The following is a 17,655-nucleotide window of genomic DNA, read 5'->3' on the forward strand; positions in this document are numbered from 1 at the left end:
ATGATTTAAATTCTTTAAAAAAAGCCAAAAAATTGGCTTTACTTTACTTATATTATAACAGATTTAGTTTGAGATGCCTAATCGATACAAGCTGCTTAAGCCTCAACAGGCATAAAGTTACCGACAATTTTACCAATAATTCGAGGATCTTCGTCATAGGGTGCGAACTTATCACCATAACGTTTATTGAGAGAAACTAAACGTAGCCCATCTTCCTCGCGATAAACTTTTTTAATATAGGTTTGACCATCCCAGTCTACAGCATAAACAGCTCCATCATAATCAAAACCTGTTTGTTTGATTAGCACTACTTCACCATTTAGGTAGGTAGGTTCCATAGAGTCTCCAAATACCCATGATGCAAAATCATGATCCAATTCTTCATCATAGAAAACTTCATCATAATTGCCATCACCAAAGTAAGTGTAACCAGTTCCGGCTGATAAACGCTCGAAAACTTTGTATGAGTAAAGGGGAATAACAGGAGCTTTTTGCTTTTCTGTTTCTTGCTCTTCTAGGAGAGCCTTAGTGAGTCGCAAAGCTTCTTGGCGATTTTCCTCATTTAGTTCCAAGTAGACTTCTACAATCTCATGTTCAGACAGAAAATAAGTCTCAGCTACACCAAAAAGTTCGGCCAAAACCGAAAGGTTCTTTTGATTGGGTTTCGTCTTACCATTTTCCCAATTAAAATAAGAGGAGCGTGAAATTCCTAGATGCTTAGCTACTGATGCTTGGCTCATTCCTTGTGCTTCTCGAATTTCCTTAAGTCTTTGTCCTGAAAACATGGCTACCTCCGTAAGTTAATAAACTAACATAAGTTTATCAAAAAAAGCAGTTGTTTTCAAGTGAAACTAACTACTTTTACATTTCTCTTTTATCTCATTATTTAACTAAAAATCCTAGATGGTTAAGTGCCTCTTCAATATAATCTATATCTTGCTCACTATCTGCTTCGACAAGATGATAATGAACACCGTTTGTCAAATCAGATAAGGGGCGAAAGTCATTTGACGAGGCTTGGTCTAAAAAATGCCTAACATCTCGACGACAAGTCAATTTCAACAAAGTCTGAATTTCTCCATAAACTGGATGATCTATCATGATATTTTGAATACGGCCTCCATTATCAACAATAGCCAAAAGCTCATCCTCCATATCGGACACTTTATGATTCACCTTAAACAGTCGACGTACATAAGAATTGTCATCGCTACTTTTATAGATATATCCTCTATTAGTTGAAATAATCTGGGCACCATCTGCACGTAAGAGTGCAATATCTTGAACAATGATTTGACGTGTCACACCAAAATGCTCCGCCAAACTCTGTCCATTCATTGCCTCTTTAGCTCCCTTTAAGAGTGCCAATAATTCTTGTTTGCGATTTGAAGCCATAGACCAACCATACCTCTTTCAATTAGCGTATTTTTCGAATACTTTTGAAAATCGTTAATGCTATAACATAGTCTATCATACTATGGACAATAGTGCCAAAACCAACTAAAACAAAGAGAACATAGAACAGTTTTTGGAAATCCTCTCCTGTTACGGAATAAAAAATCACGCAAGCAAGAACTTCACCTATGGCATGGATAAGTCCTAAAACAAAGTTGAAAAGTAATGATGATTTATGGTTTTCTATCGTTTGTGGAAATTTTTTCAAATAGAGTGCGCCTAAAAAGCCAAATATAATATGAGAGAATGCTCTAAAAACAACCACAATCGGATAGCCAGCCATAAAGTATCCCAAACTAGAAGCTAAGATAACAAAAGCAGTTACCCAGGGAGATATAAACATAGCTAGAAATATTGGAACATGACTCCCCAAAGTATACGAAGCCGGTGGGATGATTAGTTTAATTGGCATGATACTTGGGATAAGGATAGCAATTGCAGTTAATAAAGCTGCAAAGGTCATTTCTTGAATTCTCTTTTTCGGTTTCATAATCTACTCCTTTTTATTGTATATACATTAGTATATTACAGTGTATAGTTATATAAGTCAATATTTTTCAAAAAAAACACTAGAGCAAAATGTCTAGCGTTCTAAGTTTCTTATTTACGTTTTTTCTTAGCTTTTTTCATCTTATTAGCTTGACGCTTCATCGCATGTTTCATGGCAAATGAACCAACCTTACCTTTAAGGCCACCACCAAGCATTTGGCTAAGATCTAAATTTCCAAAATCTGGCATACCAGCGCCACCCATCATGCCTTCGAGAGCAGACATATCCATATTACCCATATCAGGCATATTTGGCATGTTTTTTGGCAGATTATTTGGGTTAAGACCCATTTGACGCATCATTTGCTCCATATCGCCAGACATAACACCTTGCATCATTTGTTTGGCTTGGTTGAAGTCTTTAATAAACTTGTTTACTTCGATGAAGGTATTCCCTGAACCATTGGCAATACGGCGACGACGGCTTGGCGTTAAAAGATCTGGATTTTCACGTTCTTCAGGTGTCATAGATGATACGATGGCACGCTTACGCGCAATTTGCTTTTCATCTACTTTAACATTAGCCAAGGCTGGATTGTTAGCCATACCTGGCAACATCTTAAGCAAATCCTCCATAGGACCCATATTTTGTACTTGGTCTAATTGGTCGATGAAGTCATTGAAATCAAAGGTGTTTTCACGCATCTTTTCAGCCAACTCAAGAGATTTTTTCTCATCGTACTCTTGAGAAGCTTTTTCGATAAGGGTAAGAAGGTCACCCATACCCAAAATACGACTTGACATACGGTCTGGGTGGAAAGTCTCGATATCCGTAATTTTCTCACCAGTACCCGTAAATTTGATTGGCTTGCCTGTAATCTCACGAATAGAAAGAGCTGCACCACCACGTGTGTCCCCATCAATTTTAGTAAGAACAACACCAGTGATATCTAGCTGTTCGTTGAACTCCTTGGCAACGTTAGCAGCTTCCTGACCAATCATGCTATCCACAACCAAGAGAATTTCATTTGGATGAGCAAACTCCTTAATATCATGCAATTCTTGCATGAGAGTCTCGTCAATCTGCAAACGACCAGCCGTATCAATCAAGACATAGTCATTCTTATTGGCACGCGCTTGTTCCAAACCATTTTTGACAATCTCAACTGCTGGTGTCTCTGTTCCCATATCAAAAACAGGAACATTGATTTGTTGCCCCAAAGTTTTCAATTGATCAATGGCTGCTGGACGATAGATGTCCGCCGCAATCATCATTGGACGGGCTTCTTGTTCCTTGATCAACTTATTAGCCAATTTACCAGCAAAGGTTGTCTTACCAGCCCCTTGGAGACCAACCATCATAATGATTGTTGGAATCTTTGGAGATTTTTCAATTTCAGATGTTTCAGACCCAAGAATCTCTGTCAATTCTTCATTAACAATCTTGATAATTTGTTGTGAAGCATCAAGAGTATCAATGATTTCGTGACCTACAGCACGTTCACGAACACGTTTGATAAATGTCTTAACGACTGGTAGCGCTACGTCTGCTTCAAGAAGTGCCAAACGAATCTCTTTAGTGACTTCTTGAACTTCTTTCTCTGAAAGTTTTCCTTTACGTCTTAAATTTTTGAAAACGCCTTGCAAGCGTTCCGTTAAGCTTTCAAAAGCCATATATCATTTCCTCTCTTACTTTCTGCTTGAATCTAATCTCTATTATCAATGCTGCTGAGCACAGCAATTTGTTCCTGAAGATAGCTATCGTCTGGATATTTTTCCATGATATCATCAAAAATTTGGCTACGAACGATGTAATCTGAATACATATGTAATTTCATCTCGTAAGCTTCTAAAATCTTCTCAGTACGCTTGATGTTATCATATACTGCCTGACGACTTACACCAAATTCCTCGGCAATTTCTGCCAAACTGTAATCATCCGCATAATAGAGCTCAATATAGTTCATCTGCTTATCTGTCAAAAGTGCAGCATAGAACTCAAAAAGGGCATTCATGCGATTGGTTTTTTCAATTTCCATAAGCTCCATTTTACCATAAAATCATGGTGTTAGCACGATTCTTGTGCAGAAAAAAGCAGTGACTTTTAGTTATTCTCCAAATAAAATTCAAAACGGTCACCAACATAGTAACTTCGTACATATTCGAAAGCCTGACCGTCTTGGAGGAAGGAAATTTGTGTCAAACTCAAGAGAGCATCACCAGTCTTAACCTTGAGGTGCTTGGCTAAACTACTATTGGCCAAACTAGCTGATATGGTCTGCTGACTTTTCCCTATTTCATAGCCATTATCAGTTAAGGTCTTGAAGAAGTGTTCGGTAATTTCTGATTCCTTAAAACCTCGGATAATTTTCTCAGGGATACTGGCAATCTCATAGGCAACTGGAATGTCATCGGCAAAGCGAACACGTTCCATACGAATGACATAGGACTGCGGTAAAACACCTAAATTCTTGATTTCAAACTCATTTGGATGTACACGTTGATAAGAAATAAGCTCACTAGATGGTTTCTTGCCTTGGGATTTGACAATCTCAGTAAAACTCGTAGTTCCACGCATCTTTTCCTTAACTCGACTGCTAGCCACAAAGGTTCCACTGCCTGGTTTGCGTTCTAAAATCCCCTCATCCACTAAAAGTGTTATGGCCTGACGAACAGTCATACGACTCACATCAAAAGTCTCGCAAAGATCTCGCTCGCTAGGGAGACGTTGCCCGATTTTCCAAGTACCATCATCAACATCTTCCTTAATCTTATCATGTATGCGAATATACGCTGGTAACATCTAATCCCCCCTTCTGTACCCCTATTTTACAAAAAAAGTAACAGAATTGTAAAGATGAGTATGATACTTACAGTTTCTCGTATAAATCTAGGTGCTAAGTCCATAAATTTGTGATACAATGATTGCATAAGAAAGAGTCCATGTGTGACGTAAAAAGAAAGGGTAATAATGACTGACATTTCTACTTTGAATGATGTGCAGAAAATCATTGTTCTAGACTATGGTAGCCAATACAATCAGCTGATTGCACGTCGTATTCGTGAATTTGGTGTTTTCTCTGAATTGAAGAGCCATAAAATTACCGCTGATGAAGTCCGTGCCATCAATCCTATCGGTATCGTACTTTCTGGTGGTCCTAACTCTGTTTATGCCGAAGATTCATTTGGTATTGACGAAGAGATTTTGGAACTTGGTATTCCAATTCTTGGTATCTGTTACGGAATGCAACTTTTGACCCACAAACTTGGTGGTAAAGTTGTTCCAGCTGGTGAAGCAGGTAACCGTGAGTATGGCCAATCAACACTTCGCCTTCGTGCCCAATCAGAACTCTTTGCAGGAACTCCTGAAGAACAAGTTGTTCTTATGAGCCACGGTGATGCAGTTACAGAAATTCCAGAAGGTTTCCATCTTGTTGGTGACTCAGTAGATTGCCCATTCGCCGCAATGGAAAATACTGAGAAAAACTTCTACGGTATCCAATTCCACCCAGAAGTTCGTCACTCTGTATATGGTAATGATATCTTGAAAAACTTTGCTTTTGGTATCTGTGGTGCCAAAGGTGACTGGTCAATGGCTAACTTCGTAGATATGCAAATTGCACAAATCCGTGAAACAGTTGGTGACCGTAAAGTCCTTCTTGGACTCTCAGGTGGGGTTGACTCATCTGTTGTTGGTGTCCTTTTGCAAAAAGCTATCGGAGATCAATTGACATGTATCTTCGTTGACCACGGTCTTCTCCGTAAAGGTGAAGGTGACCAAGTTATGGAGATGCTCGGAGGTAAATTTGGCCTTAACATTATCCGTGTTGATGCTTCTAAACGCTTCCTAGACCTCTTGGCTGGTGTTGATGATCCTGAGAAAAAACGTAAAATCATTGGTAACGAGTTTGTTTACGTCTTTGATGACGAAGCAAGCAAACTTAAAGGTGTAGACTTCCTAGCTCAAGGGACACTTTACACTGATATTATTGAATCAGGTACTGAGACAGCTCAAACAATCAAATCTCACCACAACGTTGGTGGTCTTCCAGAAGACATGCAATTTGAATTGATTGAACCACTTAATACCCTCTTTAAAGATGAAGTTCGTGCCCTTGGTACTGAAATGGGAATGCCTGATGAAGTCGTTTGGCGTCAACCTTTCCCAGGACCAGGACTTGCCATCCGTGTTATGGGTGAAATCACTGAAGAGAAACTTGAAACCGTTCGTGAGTCTGATGCTATCCTTCGTGAAGAAATTGCCAAAGCTGGTCTTGATCGTGATGTATGGCAATACTTCACTGTTAACACAGGCGTTCGTTCTGTCGGTGTTATGGGTGATGGCCGTACTTACGACTACACTATCGCTATCCGTGCTATCACTTCAATCGACGGTATGACAGCTGACTTTGCGAAACTTCCATGGGAAGTTCTTCAAAAGATTTCTGTTCGAATCGTTAACGAAGTTGACCACGTTAACCGTATCGTCTACGATATTACAAGTAAACCACCTGCAACAGTAGAGTGGGAATAAAATATAAACCTAATTTAAAGTGACTTGATTGATTTAACAGCATTTGAATTGTTTTAAAACGCTAAAATCTAATTACTTATATTTGGTTCCCCACCAAATACCCCACCAGAATTTCTTTCTGGTGGGTATTTTTTATATCTTAATTACAAAAATAGAGCAATAAGCAATGATATGGGGTAAGAAAAATTTTTCCTTTTCTGCTGTTCAGTACTAACTCTTACATCATACCTAGATAATGGGGTAAAATCAAAACTCTCTGATTATTATTTATTTGTAAAAAAATTCACTTTAATCATTTGCTATATTTCCTTCGTTCATATTTAGCCCATAAATTTCAAAATCATGATAGAATCCATTATAGAACTCGAATTGGGAGATTTCGCTTTCCTTTTTAAAACCTAAACTGATTGGTATAAACTTACTTTTAACATTATCAACATCTATATAAATCAAAAGCTTATCAATTTTAAATTTGGATGGAATGATTGTTATTAATTCTTTTAATCCCTGCTTTACAAAACCTTGATTTTCATATCTTTCTGATATCCAATATCCAATTTCGGCTTGATGTTTTTGTAAATCAATATTATGTATATCTATCATTCCTACTGGTTTCTGATTGACACAAATTGTTAACATAAATAACTCATTGCGCTCCATTTTTTCACGTGCATACTTTATAAACGCTCTTTCATTTTCAATACTTTTCATATCTTCCACCCAAGGAAGCCACATAGCAAGACGTTCTCGTTCAGTAGAAACAATCTCATATAACCCTTCACTATGTCTATCGGATATATAAAAAAGTTGGCATCGTTTCCCACGTGATTTAAACTCTATGAATAGTTCCGAGTCCAAGTTGGTAGAATCCACTTCATTCTCCTTGTTATAAATGATAATATTCTTTAACTTCTTTATTTACGAAATCATTATATAACTTTTTTACTACTTTTCAAATGACTAAAATTTTGTCTATCTTTTTGAGTACAGTACATATTACAACTACAAACGAATTAAGGTAAAACTAAAAGGACCTAGTCCTATATAGTAGAGAACTAAATCCTTCACTTAAATTATTTGTCTAACTTTCTAGTATCAGTTCAAGTTTACACCACTAGACTCTTCACATAGTCAGGGTAGCACAGAAAGATGTTTGCTTACTTAGTGAAATCCAATACTTTACGTCCTTGAATTTCACCTTTTTCCATTTGGTCAAAGACCTCTACCGCTGTATCAACAGGAACAGTTTCAACAACTGGCACTACCAAGCCTTGTGCACCGAAGTCGAAGGCTTCTTCCAAATCCTTACGTGTACCTACAAGAGATCCAACAACACGGATACCATCTAGAACTGTTTTGACAATTGAAAGCTCCATATATTCAGATGGGAGACCAACCGCAACGACTGTTCCACCAGCACGTACACTATCGACAGCTTGATTGAAGGCAACTTTAGAAACAGCGGTTACAACAGCACTGTGTGTACCACCAGTTTTTTCTTGGATATAACCCGCTACATCTTCAACTTCTTTACCGTTCACAACTAAGTCAGCACCAGATTCTTTAGCCAAATCAAGTTTATCTTGGTTGATATCAACGGCCACTACTCGTGCATTGAAAACTTTCTTAGCATATTGAATAGCCAAATTACCTAGTCCTCCAGCACCATAAATAGCTACCCATTGACCAGGTTCAACTTTAGCTTCTTTAATAGCTTTATAGGTTGTAACTCCCGCACAAGTAATAGATGAAGCTTGAGCTGGATTAAGTCCTTCTGGAACTTTCACAGCATAGTCTGCAGTAACTAAAGCATAGTCACTCATACCACCGTCAACACTATAACCAGCATTTTTTACAGAACGGCAGAGTGTTTCGCGACCAGTCGTACAATATTCACAATGGCCACACCCTTCGAAGAACCAAGCAATTGATACACGGTCACCTTTTTTAAGTGTTTCAACACCTTCACCAACTTCTTCGACAATACCAATACCTTCGTGACCTAGTATACGACCTGGTACTTGACCAAAGTCTCCATGAGCTACGTGAAGGTCAGTATGGCAGACACCGCAATATTCAACTTTAACCAAAGCTTGACCATGACCAACTACAGATGGTTTTTCATGATCAACAACTTCAACACCTGTACTTGCTTGATTAACAACAACTGCTCTCATCTTAATTACCTCCATATGATAACTTTAACACCTTCATTATAGCACTCACACAGACAATGTCAACGCTTACATAAAGCTTTTCTTAGCTTGCGAAAACTTTCTTGAAAACTCTCTATACAAGTGGAATTGCTACTATTTCTGCTGCTGATATTGCTTTGTTTCAATCATTTCCAAGATACCTATACTGTCTCACAAGTGTCTTGGAATCCGGTAGACTGACTTCAAAATGGAAATAATGATTGCGTCCATCTCTGGCATTCTCTTTATTTAATAGAAAATAATTCTTTTGACTGATAGCCATCTCCCTCATAATATCATCCGTCAAAAAGGTTAAGGGAATATCCATGGCAGAATAGCGATAAAAGTCTTCTTCAAATTTTAAATAGCTATCAGAAAAATAGTCAATTTGAAGTTTATCATCATAAATTTTTCTCTTCCTCATCTATGTTTTCAACCCCCAAACTAATTTCTAATATATCCTTTGTTCGAATACATTTATGTCGCTTGCAAGATTTTATAGTAACTTGATTAAAATCCAAGTCAACCACATAGCCACTACATCTACAGCGCCTACCTTGATCCTTTATCTGGAAACTTCCCAATAATTGACCTGAATAAAGCTGGTTTAATAAAGTAAACTTCTCTAAATCATCCAAATGACTCCTAAGATTTTCTTTAGTCTTATCTTCATGTAGGGAGCTTGTATGTTCTGATAAGAAAAAGCCCATCCACTTCATCATTCCCCTGTCTTGATGTTCCCTAGCTGATTGAAAGGGAAGGTAACTACGGTCTATCATTTTAAGCCATCTAATCCTCCAGCAGAGTGCCCACCAATAAGCTTACTTCGAGCAAGACTCCTAGATGCCTCCTGTAAAGCAGTTGCTTTTTGAATGGTCGTAAAGCCAAATTCCTGTCGAATACTATCTATAACTGCCTGAAGTCTTTCTTCTTTATCAATGTCATCTGGATTATCAAATAAAGAAAGAATCTGAAGCCTTTCATCTACAAAATTTGCATAAGAGACACTGACACTTCGAACAGCCCCTCCTTGATATTTCTTCCTAAAGAGTTCAATGACATGGCTTATTAGTACTCTTGTATTATTAGCGGGTTCAATCTTCATCTGTGCTTGTAGCGAACGCTTGCCCTCTAACTTTGAAAATCCAATGCTGATGGAAACTTGACAAGCTTTCTTATGGGCTCGTCTTAACCTAATAGCTACCTGTTCTGCCATCTCTCTTAGAATCAATTCAATATCAGCTTGACGCTCATAGTCTCGTGGCAAGATTTGGGAATTCCCTAAGCCATGTGACTTTGGTTTATAAGGTTTATGAACATTACTCTCATCGATACCGTTGGCATGAAAAAAAAGATCTAAACCCACAATACCTAACTCCTTTTTAAGAGTATCAGGATTGCTATTAGCAAGTTCTCGAATAGAGAAAATCCCCAACTTGTTTAAACGCTTCTCCATCCGCTTTCCAATCCCCCAAAAATCGGTCATATGGGGAATATTCCAAACCTTAGTCTCGACATCTTCATAGGACCAGTTGGCTCTCATAGTAGCCGTATGTTTGGCCTCATTATCAAGAGCTAACTTGGCCAATAAGGGATTGCTGTTAGACATCCCAACTGTCGAGTAAATGCCTGTCTCCCTCCAAATATCTCTTTGAATACGCCCTGAAATCATATCTAACTTATCTTTTCTTGTAACTGTTCTATCGGGAATAAAGTAATTCAGTGACGACGTGAGATCAATGAAACCCTCATCAATGGAATAAGGAAGAATGTCTTCAACACTGGCATAATTCTGGAAAATGTGTTGAATTTGGATATTCTTTTTTATATAGAGGTCCATTCTAGGAGGAACGATAAAGGTAACCTTAGCCCAAGATTCGATGTAATCTACAAAAGCTCTATCCGTTGGAAGTCCCTGCTTTTTGGCATTATAATAATGAAACTTACGAGAATGAATGTCAAAAGGTAAGTCATAAGAACGACTAACATTTGACTTGCCAAAAACCTGCTTAAATATGGGGGAGGAGGCTAATATCAAACCATTAGCATTTTCAGCCCTGCTCATCACACATAGAGAAGTCTTAAGAGGGTGCAGCCCACGTTCAACACACTCTACACTCGCATAGAAAGATTTCATATCTACAAAAGCAATATCACTTTGCGGTTCTCTTGAATAATCAAAATATCCCATGCTCACCCTTTCGTTAGTTTATAAACTAACACTAGTATAAAATATAACTTGTTTTATTTCAAGTATTTTCCACAAAAAAATAACAACATCCCTTCTAGAATGTTGTTATCCTTCTATTTTTTCCCTTTAACTTGGTCGGTGGCAACATCTTCACCAAACCATTTGTCAGAAATCTTTTGGAATTCTCCATTTTTATAAAGGGTTCTAAATCCTTGATTGATTTTTTTGATCAGTGTCTTATCTGCCTTACGAGCACCTACAGCAAAGCTTTCACCCTCGTAACCAGCAGGCATAACGTTATACTGATTCAGAACTCCTGATTTTTCTAAGTAGTAATTAGCATATACACGGTCAATCAATAGACCATCAATACGTCCACTATCAAGGTCAATCAAGGCCTGAGTAAAGGTCGAATATTGGACTGCTTTTTGGTTGGCGACGATATCCTTCAAAATCTTCGGAGAAGCATTGAAAGCATCATAACCAGAAGAACCCGCTTGAGCACCTAAGGTCTTACCTGCCATTCCTGCAACAGAATCAATTCCCGAAGACTTTTTGGTTACCAGTACTTGTTCATTGACCATATAAGGCACTGTAAAGTCTGCAGACTGCTTACGCTCATCCGTGACCGAGTAACCATTCCAAATGAGGTCAATTGTCCCATTCTTCAGTTCTGTTTCTTTCATATCCCAGTCAATAGCCTGCCATTCGACATCAATACCATACAATTTAAAAACTGCAGTGGCAAGATCAATATCAAAACCAACATAGCTACCATCCTTTTCCTCATATCCCATAGGAACAAAGGTCGCATCAAAACCAATTTTGATTTTCTTTTCTTTGGTATAGGTTTGCCACTGATCTTTCTGAGTTGCAAAATGTGAGCGCGAGCTACAAGCTGATAGCGCAAACAAAGGCAAAATGACAAGACAGCCTAGCAAAATCGTTTTTACTATTTTTTTCATGGAAAATCCTCACTATTTTGGATTGATAGTGACAATCTCATCGGCGATGTGCTGTGCAAACTGCATATCGTGAGTGATAACGATTTGCGTAATCCCAGTCTCACGATTCTGCAAAATCAATTTCTCAACTTCTTGACGCAACTCAGGGTCAAGAGCTGATGTTGGTTCATCATAGCCGACAATTTTCGGATCAATCATCATAGCACGCGCAAATGCAACACGTTGTTTTTGTCCCCCAGAAAGAGAGTAAGGATAAGCATTTCCGTGAGCTCCAAGACCTAAACGGTCAAGTAGGGCTTGAGCTTTTTTCTGAGCATCTTCCTTAGACATTCCCATCGTCTTAATTGGTGAAAGCATTAGATTGTCTAAGACTGTCAAGTGCGGAAACAGTTGGAAATCTTGGAAGACAAAACCTAGCAAGTTACGACTTTCCATTTGATCCAAAGGAATCTCTTCATTTTCATAAATAATTTGTCCTGAATCAATGGTTTCAAGTCCTGCTAGCATACGCAAGAGAGTCGTTTTACCACCACCAGATGGTCCGACAATAGCTAAGATTTTCCCTTCTTCGACAGTTAGGTTATAGTTATCAAAGATTTTGTGTTGACCAAATTGCTTGGAAATATTTTTTAATTCTAACATAAGGTCTCCTATTTATAATAGTTGAATTTCTTTTCGATGTGTTTCGAAGCCACAGTCACCACACCCACAAGGATAAGATAGATAGCTCCAGCCACAAACATCGGTGCTAGGGTAGCATCACGGTTCGCAGCGGTACGACTTTCCAAAAGAAGGTCTCCAACCCCAAGCACATAAACCAATGATGAATCCTTAACCAAGTTAATAATCTCGTTAAAAATACTTGGCAAGACAATCTTGACCACCTGAGGAAGGATAATGTAGCGGATAGTTTGGAAAGGACTAAGTTTAAGCATTTTCGCTGCTTCATATTGTCCTTTCGGAATAGCCAAGATTCCTCCACGGAAAATCTCTGCGAAATAAGCTGCATAATTAAGCGTAAAAGCAAGAATAGCAGCTGGCAGACGGTCAAAGACAATCCCAACACTCGGAAGAACGTAATAAACAAAGATCAATTGTAAAAGGAGGGGGGTTCCACGCATAATCCAAACGTAAAGGGTTAGTAACCAATTTAAAGGTTTGAATTTAATCTGCATTAAGAAAGCAAGTACAATCCCTAATGGAATCGACAGTACGATAACAATGAAGAATACTTGAAGTGTGACTACCGCACCGTTCAAAAGGGCTGGTAATACTTCCAAAACGTATGACATATAAACTCCTATAATTATTTAGTATTGTTGAATATTATACCAAATTATTTAAAAAAATGATATAAGATTTTGAAAATAGTAAAAAGGAGTGCGACTAGACCCATTTTTCAAAATGAGTTCATAGTCACACTCCTGAGAGACTTAAATAGTCTGTCCTGAGAAACAAACAATACTTAAGTCTAGCATCTCTAAAGCTTATTTTAGATTTTCTTAACAAATTCAGATTTAAGTTTCATAGCACCAAAACCATCAATCTTACAATCAATGTTGTGGTCACCTTCAACCAAACGAATATTTTTAACACGTGTGCCTTGTTTAATATCTTTTGGCGCACCTTTAACTTTCAAATCTTTGATAACTGTAACAGTGTCACCGTCAGCAAGACGTGTGCCATTGCTATCAAGAACCACAAGTCCTTCTTCTTCTGCAACTTCGTTTGGATTCCACTCATAGGCACATTCAGGACATACAAGCAAGATTCCATCTTCATAAACATACTCTGAGTTACATTTTGGACAATTTGGTAATGACATAATTCTCTCCTAAGATTGTGATATAGATACTATTCTACTTTAGATTTCCTAATTAAGCAAGGGTGAAAACGATAAAAACAAACAACATCCCTTACACTGTAAGAGATGTTGGTATTTTTATTCAACAGTAACTGATTTAGCCAAGTTACGTGGTTTATCGACGTCGAGTCCACGATGGAGTGTTGCAAAATAAGCAATCAATTGTGTCGGTACAACCATTGAAATTGGTGACAAGTAAGGGTGAACGTTATTAAGAACGATGTCATCACCTTCTTTAGCAACATTTTCCTCAGCAATAGTCAACACTTTCGCACCACGTGCTGCTACCTCTTGGATATTACCACGAGTGTGGCTAGCAAGAACAGCGTCAGACAAGAGGGCAATAACAGGTGTACCATCTTCGATCAAAGCGATTGTTCCGTGTTTCAACTCACCTGCTGCAAAACCTTCACATTGGATATATGAGATTTCTTTCAATTTAAGACTAGCTTCCATAGCAACGTAGTAATCTTGACCACGACCAATATAGAAAGCGTTACGTGTTTCTGCAAGGAGAGCTGCCACTTTCTCGTCAATGACTTCTTTTTCAGAGAGTGTTGATTCGATAGATTGTGCTACAAGTGACAATTCATGTACCAAGTCAAAAGCTTTAGCTTTTTCATTGCCATTAGCCTCACCAACTGCTTTAGCCAAGAAGGCAAGAGCTGCAATCTGAGCAGTATAAGCTTTAGTAGAAGCTACGGCAATTTCTGGGCCAGCATGAAGAAGCATTGTATGGTCAGCTTCACGAGAAAGAGTAGATCCCGGAACGTTTGTCACTGTCAAACTTGGAATACCCAACTCGTTAGCTTTAACAAGAACCTGACGGCTATCTGCTGTTTCACCTGATTGGCTAATAAAAACAAAGAGAGGTTTCTTGCTAAGGAGTGGCATACCATAACCCCACTCAGAAGAAATACCAAGCTCAACTGGTGTATCTGTCAACTCTTCGAGCATCTTCTTAGAAGCAAAACCAGCATGATATGATGTTCCTGCCGCAAGAATATAGATACGATCAGCCTCTTGAACAGCCTTGATAATATCAGCATCTACAGTCACTTGCCCCTTGTCATCTGTGTAGGCTTGGATAAGCTTACGCATCACTGTTGGTTGCTCATCGATTTCTTTGAGCATGTAGTAAGGGTAAGTGCCTTTACCAATATCAGATAGGTCAAGTTCAGCTGTATAGCTATCACGTTCTTTTACATTGCCATCATAATCTTGAACTTCAACACTATCAGCTTTCACGATAACTAACTCTTGATCGTGAATTTCCATGTATTGATTAGTTTCGCGAATCATAGCCATGGCATCTGAGCAGACCATGTTATAGCCATCACCAAGACCAATCAAAAGTGGTGATTTGTTTTTTGCAACGTAAATTGTTGAGGCATCTTCAGAATCCATGAGGGCAAAGGCATATGATCCACGGATAATGTGAAGAGCTTTCTTGAATGCTTCAAGAGTTGACAAACCATCTTCTTCAACGAATTTTCCAATCAAGTGAACTGCAATTTCAGTATCAGTTTGACCTTTGAAATGGTGACCAGCAAGGTATTCTTCCTTAATTTCAAGATAGTTTTCAATAACACCATTGTGAACCAAAACGAAACGTTCTGTTTCTGAGCGGTGTGGGTGAGCATTGTCCTCTGTTGGTTTACCGTGAGTTGCCCAACGAGTATGTCCAATACCGGCTGTGCCTTCTACTCCTTCAGTTTTAGCAGCAAGTTCCGCAATACGGCCAACAGCCTTAACCAATTGACTAGATGCATCGCCCGCTACAAAGATACCAGCTGAATCATAACCACGGTATTCTAGCTTTTCAAGTCCTTGAATCAAGATATCAGTTGCATTTGTGTTACCTACAACACCAACAATTCCACACATATTTTTAATAATAACCTCAGATCAAAGAGGTCATGTCTCCTTCATTTAAAATTGGTATAGTCAATAAGCTCTTTAAAAAGCTTAACGAGGACAGTATATTGCATATATTTGACATTGTCAAGTATAAAAATTGGTATAGTCCTAAAAAGACCTTTTACTTGCCTCTTATCCTAAGGAATAATCCTTAAAATATGCTATAATAAGGCTATGCGAATTCAACAATTACATTATATTATCAAAATCGTCGAAACCGGCTCAATGAATGAAGCTGCAAAACAACTTTTCATTACGCAACCAAGTCTTTCAAATGCTGTTCGTGACTTGGAAAGAGAAATGGGAATCGATATCTTTATCCGTAACCCTAAGGGAATCACCTTAACTAAGGATGGAGTTGAATTTCTCTCCTATGCCCGTCAGGTAGTGGAACAAACGAATCTCTTGGAAGAACGCTACAAGAGTCACACAGAAACACGTGAATTGTTTAGTGTTTCCTCTCAACACTACGCTTTTGTTGTCAATGCCTTCGTCTCACTTCTCAAGAGAGCTGATATGACACGTTACGAGCTCTTCTTACGCGAAACACGTACTTATGAAATCATTGAGGACGTTAAGAACTTCCGTTCAGAGATCGGTGTTCTCTTCCTTAACAGCTATAATCGAGATGTCTTGACTAAGATGTTTGATGACAACCGCCTCACATATACCAGTCTCTTCAAAGCTAGACCTCATATCTTTGTCAGCAAGTCAAACCCATTGGCTAAGCATGAAGTTGTCTCTTTGGAAGATTTAGAAGAATTTCCATACCTTAGCTATGATCAGGGGATTCATAATTCCTTCTACTATTCTGAAGAGATTCTCTCTCAGATTCCCCATAAAAAGTCTATCGTGGTTTCAGACCGAGCGACACTCTTCAACCTATTAATCGGTTTGGATGGTTACACCATTGCTACAGGTATTTTAAATAGTAATTTGAATGGTGATAACATTGTCTCTATCCCACTTGATATTGATGATGAAATTGATATTGTTTACTTGAAGCATGAAAAGGCAACCCTCTCTAAAATGGGGGAAAAATTCCTTGATAACCTCGTTAAAGAAGTCACTTTTGACAACTAATAGATGTTAGTCCCTAGCACATAATGTTGGGGACTTTTTATCGCCAAAACTATCCAATTCAAAGCACAAAAAAGAGCCTTTCGACTCTCATCATTATTTATAATTTTTATAGCTTGCCCAGGCCTCATCTATAGATAAGGTCTCAGCATCTGTGTATGAGCCTCTATAGCTGTTCCAAACAAAGCCACTTGTTGAACCAGTTGCTTGAGTAACTGGAGCTTGATCGTAGGCAGTCAAACCATAGTATGCAATAATGCTATTTAATTTAGAAGCGTAAAGACTATCTGTAGCATAAGTCCCTGTCAGTGCCTGAGTGGCATCTGCATAACTACTTGTATTTGATTTCCAAGTACCTGCATAAGTAGATGACGTCATCAAAGCAGCATAATCTGCTAGGGAATCACTCAGACTTCCATAAGAACGGAAAGGTTCATCAATCTCATAAGTCTTCCCTGTACCATCGTCTTCCCAAGTACGCATAGTAACGGAGTTTCCATTATAAGAGCCCTTAATCCCAAAGAAGTTGTAATAAGGAGCTTGACTCAAACCTGACTGACCTGAATTTGATTCCAGAATAGCTTGAGCAATTAGAACAGAAGCATAGATATTGTAATCTTGACCAATCTGTCTCGCAGTCTCTCCGATACTATCAATAAAAGCCGTCGTAGTTTGATTGTAGGCAGCTTCAGCTTTAGCATTAACACTGTTATCATTTTTTCTATCTGTTGTAAAAGCTAGAACCAAAAAGAGCGAACAAACAAAAGCTCCCACGATAAAAATCATATACTTCTTTAAATGACGATACATACAACCCTTCCTTCATAAAAATTTCAATTATAATATTTTAATACTATTCTATCAGAAAAACTGACAAGTCGCAACTTTCAGACCTTTTTTCCTTGAGAAATAAAGCAAATGTTACCTTTACATCATATTTATAATAAGCTATAATATAGTCA

At 38.2% G+C, this 17,655-nt stretch carries 19 protein-coding genes and 1 pseudogene; 3 read left to right on the forward strand and 17 right to left on the reverse strand.

Annotated elements, in window-relative coordinates; genetic code table 11:
* Positions 1 to 95: 95 nt before the first annotated feature.
* From HMPREF2867_RS10360 to HMPREF2867_RS10385, 6 genes are all read right to left on the reverse strand, one after another.
* Positions 96 to 785 (reverse strand): XRE family transcriptional regulator, encoded by a 690-nt coding sequence (locus HMPREF2867_RS10360; RefSeq protein ID WP_049553740.1) that lies wholly within the window; start codon positions 783 to 785, stop codon positions 96 to 98.
* A gap of 97 nt (positions 786 to 882) precedes the next feature.
* On the reverse strand, positions 883 to 1,395 hold the full coding sequence (locus tag HMPREF2867_RS10365; protein WP_070577338.1) for a transcription repressor NadR: 513 nt from the start codon (positions 1,393 to 1,395) through the stop codon (positions 883 to 885).
* A gap of 22 nt (positions 1,396 to 1,417) precedes the next feature.
* The gene (locus tag HMPREF2867_RS10370) at positions 1,418 to 1,945 is read right to left on the reverse strand and encodes an ECF transporter S component (protein WP_002883896.1); all 528 of its coding nucleotides are present in this window, start codon (positions 1,943 to 1,945) and stop codon (positions 1,418 to 1,420) included.
* A 110-nt stretch (positions 1,946 to 2,055) separates the two neighbouring features.
* On the reverse strand, positions 2,056 to 3,618 hold the full coding sequence (gene ffh / locus HMPREF2867_RS10375) for a signal recognition particle protein (protein WP_070577339.1): 1,563 nt from the start codon (positions 3,616 to 3,618) through the stop codon (positions 2,056 to 2,058).
* A gap of 32 nt (positions 3,619 to 3,650) precedes the next feature.
* A complete protein-coding gene (locus HMPREF2867_RS10380) occupies positions 3,651 to 3,983 on the reverse strand; it encodes a putative DNA-binding protein (RefSeq protein ID WP_002883908.1) in 333 nt (110 codons plus the stop codon).
* A 65-nt stretch (positions 3,984 to 4,048) separates the two neighbouring features.
* Positions 4,049 to 4,747, reverse strand: a complete 699-nt coding sequence (locus HMPREF2867_RS10385; RefSeq protein WP_070577340.1) for a GntR family transcriptional regulator — start codon at positions 4,745 to 4,747, stop codon at positions 4,049 to 4,051.
* 168 nt (positions 4,748 to 4,915) lie between these two features.
* Between HMPREF2867_RS10385 and guaA the strand changes: the two genes are divergently transcribed.
* On the forward strand, positions 4,916 to 6,478 hold the full coding sequence (gene guaA / locus HMPREF2867_RS10390; protein ID WP_070577341.1) for a glutamine-hydrolyzing GMP synthase: 1,563 nt from the start codon (positions 4,916 to 4,918) through the stop codon (positions 6,476 to 6,478).
* A 288-nt stretch (positions 6,479 to 6,766) separates the two neighbouring features.
* On the opposite strand, the gene HMPREF2867_RS10395 is transcribed toward guaA, so the two are convergent.
* Complete coding sequence (locus tag HMPREF2867_RS10395) at positions 6,767 to 7,351, reverse strand: GNAT family N-acetyltransferase (RefSeq protein ID WP_070577342.1); 585 nt, start codon at positions 7,349 to 7,351, stop codon at positions 6,767 to 6,769.
* A gap of 109 nt (positions 7,352 to 7,460) precedes the next feature.
* On the opposite strand from HMPREF2867_RS10395, the pseudogene HMPREF2867_RS11800 reads away from it, so the two are divergent.
* Positions 7,461 to 7,526 (forward strand): annotated as a pseudogene (locus HMPREF2867_RS11800) (IS3 family transposase); the annotation flags it as partial.
* A 109-nt stretch (positions 7,527 to 7,635) separates the two neighbouring features.
* On the opposite strand, the gene adhP reads toward HMPREF2867_RS11800, so the two are convergent.
* The 9 genes from adhP to glmS form a co-directional block, all read right to left on the reverse strand.
* Positions 7,636 to 8,655 carry an alcohol dehydrogenase AdhP gene (gene adhP, locus HMPREF2867_RS10400; RefSeq protein WP_037611373.1) on the reverse strand — a complete coding sequence of 340 codons (1,020 nt, stop codon included), beginning with the start codon at positions 8,653 to 8,655 and terminating at the stop codon, positions 7,636 to 7,638.
* Between the two features lie 160 nt (positions 8,656 to 8,815).
* Positions 8,816 to 9,097 (reverse strand): DUF5960 family protein, encoded by a 282-nt coding sequence (locus HMPREF2867_RS10405; protein WP_037611375.1) that lies wholly within the window; start codon positions 9,095 to 9,097, stop codon positions 8,816 to 8,818.
* The gene (locus HMPREF2867_RS10410; RefSeq protein WP_037604998.1) at positions 9,075 to 9,452 is read right to left on the reverse strand and encodes a hypothetical protein; all 378 of its coding nucleotides are present in this window, start codon (positions 9,450 to 9,452) and stop codon (positions 9,075 to 9,077) included. Before HMPREF2867_RS10410 ends, HMPREF2867_RS10405 begins: the two co-directional genes overlap by 23 nt.
* Positions 9,449 to 10,864, reverse strand: a complete 1,416-nt coding sequence (locus HMPREF2867_RS10415; protein WP_038676147.1) for a Y-family DNA polymerase — start codon at positions 10,862 to 10,864, stop codon at positions 9,449 to 9,451. Before HMPREF2867_RS10415 ends, HMPREF2867_RS10410 begins: the two co-directional genes overlap by 4 nt.
* A 113-nt stretch (positions 10,865 to 10,977) precedes the next feature.
* Positions 10,978 to 11,829, reverse strand: a complete 852-nt coding sequence (locus HMPREF2867_RS10420; protein WP_004182025.1) for an amino acid ABC transporter substrate-binding protein — start codon at positions 11,827 to 11,829, stop codon at positions 10,978 to 10,980.
* Between the two features lie 12 nt (positions 11,830 to 11,841).
* Positions 11,842 to 12,471 carry an amino acid ABC transporter ATP-binding protein gene (locus HMPREF2867_RS10425; protein ID WP_004182073.1) on the reverse strand — a complete coding sequence of 210 codons (630 nt, stop codon included), beginning with the start codon at positions 12,469 to 12,471 and terminating at the stop codon, positions 11,842 to 11,844.
* 8 nt (positions 12,472 to 12,479) lie between these two features.
* Entirely contained in the window at positions 12,480 to 13,121 is a 642-nt protein-coding gene (locus HMPREF2867_RS10430) for an amino acid ABC transporter permease (protein ID WP_002891087.1), read from the reverse strand.
* A 200-nt stretch (positions 13,122 to 13,321) separates the two neighbouring features.
* Positions 13,322 to 13,654, reverse strand: a complete 333-nt coding sequence (locus HMPREF2867_RS10435) for a zinc ribbon domain-containing protein YjdM (RefSeq protein ID WP_004182104.1) — start codon at positions 13,652 to 13,654, stop codon at positions 13,322 to 13,324.
* Positions 13,655 to 13,771: 117 nt separating this feature from the next.
* Positions 13,772 to 15,580 carry a glutamine--fructose-6-phosphate transaminase (isomerizing) gene (glmS, locus tag HMPREF2867_RS10440; protein WP_002891089.1) on the reverse strand — a complete coding sequence of 603 codons (1,809 nt, stop codon included), beginning with the start codon at positions 15,578 to 15,580 and terminating at the stop codon, positions 13,772 to 13,774.
* Positions 15,581 to 15,787: 207 nt separating this feature from the next.
* Between glmS and HMPREF2867_RS10445 the strand changes: the two genes are divergently transcribed.
* Positions 15,788 to 16,696: a LysR family transcriptional regulator gene (locus HMPREF2867_RS10445; RefSeq protein WP_014634578.1), complete on the forward strand. Its 909-nt coding sequence runs from the start codon at positions 15,788 to 15,790 to the stop codon at positions 16,694 to 16,696.
* 93 nt (positions 16,697 to 16,789) lie between these two features.
* On the opposite strand, the gene HMPREF2867_RS10450 is transcribed toward HMPREF2867_RS10445, so the two are convergent.
* Positions 16,790 to 17,503: a glycoside hydrolase family 73 protein gene (locus tag HMPREF2867_RS10450; protein ID WP_014634579.1), complete on the reverse strand. Its 714-nt coding sequence runs from the start codon at positions 17,501 to 17,503 to the stop codon at positions 16,790 to 16,792.
* Positions 17,504 to 17,655 lie beyond the last annotated feature (152 nt).

This window comes from Streptococcus sp. HMSC064H09 (assembly GCF_001812625.1).
Classification (GTDB): domain Bacteria; phylum Bacillota; class Bacilli; order Lactobacillales; family Streptococcaceae; genus Streptococcus.

What these genes read in the sequence shown, in the direction of transcription:
- HMPREF2867_RS10360 (WP_049553740.1), bottom strand. Translation starts at nt 785, where the DNA reads ATGTTTTCAGGACAAAGACTTAAGGAAATTCGAGAAGCACAAGGAATG.
- HMPREF2867_RS10365 (WP_070577338.1), bottom strand. Translation starts at nt 1,395, where the DNA reads ATGGCTTCAAATCGCAAACAAGAATTATTGGCACTCTTAAAGGGAGCT.
- HMPREF2867_RS10370 (WP_002883896.1), bottom strand. Translation starts at nt 1,945, where the DNA reads ATGAAACCGAAAAAGAGAATTCAAGAAATGACCTTTGCAGCTTTATTA.
- ffh (WP_070577339.1), bottom strand. Translation starts at nt 3,618, where the DNA reads ATGGCTTTTGAAAGCTTAACGGAACGCTTGCAAGGCGTTTTCAAAAAT.
- HMPREF2867_RS10380 (WP_002883908.1), bottom strand. Translation starts at nt 3,983, where the DNA reads ATGGAAATTGAAAAAACCAATCGCATGAATGCCCTTTTTGAGTTCTAT.
- HMPREF2867_RS10385 (WP_070577340.1), bottom strand. Translation starts at nt 4,747, where the DNA reads ATGTTACCAGCGTATATTCGCATACATGATAAGATTAAGGAAGATGTT.
- guaA (WP_070577341.1), top strand. Translation starts at nt 4,916, where the DNA reads ATGACTGACATTTCTACTTTGAATGATGTGCAGAAAATCATTGTTCTA.
- adhP (WP_037611373.1), bottom strand. Translation starts at nt 8,655, where the DNA reads ATGAGAGCAGTTGTTGTTAATCAAGCAAGTACAGGTGTTGAAGTTGTT.
- HMPREF2867_RS10405 (WP_037611375.1), bottom strand. Translation starts at nt 9,097, where the DNA reads ATGAGGAAGAGAAAAATTTATGATGATAAACTTCAAATTGACTATTTT.
- HMPREF2867_RS10410 (WP_037604998.1), bottom strand. Translation starts at nt 9,452, where the DNA reads ATGATAGACCGTAGTTACCTTCCCTTTCAATCAGCTAGGGAACATCAA.
- HMPREF2867_RS10415 (WP_038676147.1), bottom strand. Translation starts at nt 10,864, where the DNA reads ATGGGATATTTTGATTATTCAAGAGAACCGCAAAGTGATATTGCTTTT.
- HMPREF2867_RS10420 (WP_004182025.1), bottom strand. Translation starts at nt 11,829, where the DNA reads ATGAAAAAAATAGTAAAAACGATTTTGCTAGGCTGTCTTGTCATTTTG.
- HMPREF2867_RS10425 (WP_004182073.1), bottom strand. Translation starts at nt 12,471, where the DNA reads ATGTTAGAATTAAAAAATATTTCCAAGCAATTTGGTCAACACAAAATC.
- HMPREF2867_RS10430 (WP_002891087.1), bottom strand. Translation starts at nt 13,121, where the DNA reads ATGTCATACGTTTTGGAAGTATTACCAGCCCTTTTGAACGGTGCGGTA.
- HMPREF2867_RS10435 (WP_004182104.1), bottom strand. Translation starts at nt 13,654, where the DNA reads ATGTCATTACCAAATTGTCCAAAATGTAACTCAGAGTATGTTTATGAA.
- glmS (WP_002891089.1), bottom strand. Translation starts at nt 15,580, where the DNA reads ATGTGTGGAATTGTTGGTGTTGTAGGTAACACAAATGCAACTGATATC.
- HMPREF2867_RS10445 (WP_014634578.1), top strand. Translation starts at nt 15,788, where the DNA reads ATGCGAATTCAACAATTACATTATATTATCAAAATCGTCGAAACCGGC.
- HMPREF2867_RS10450 (WP_014634579.1), bottom strand. Translation starts at nt 17,503, where the DNA reads ATGTATCGTCATTTAAAGAAGTATATGATTTTTATCGTGGGAGCTTTT.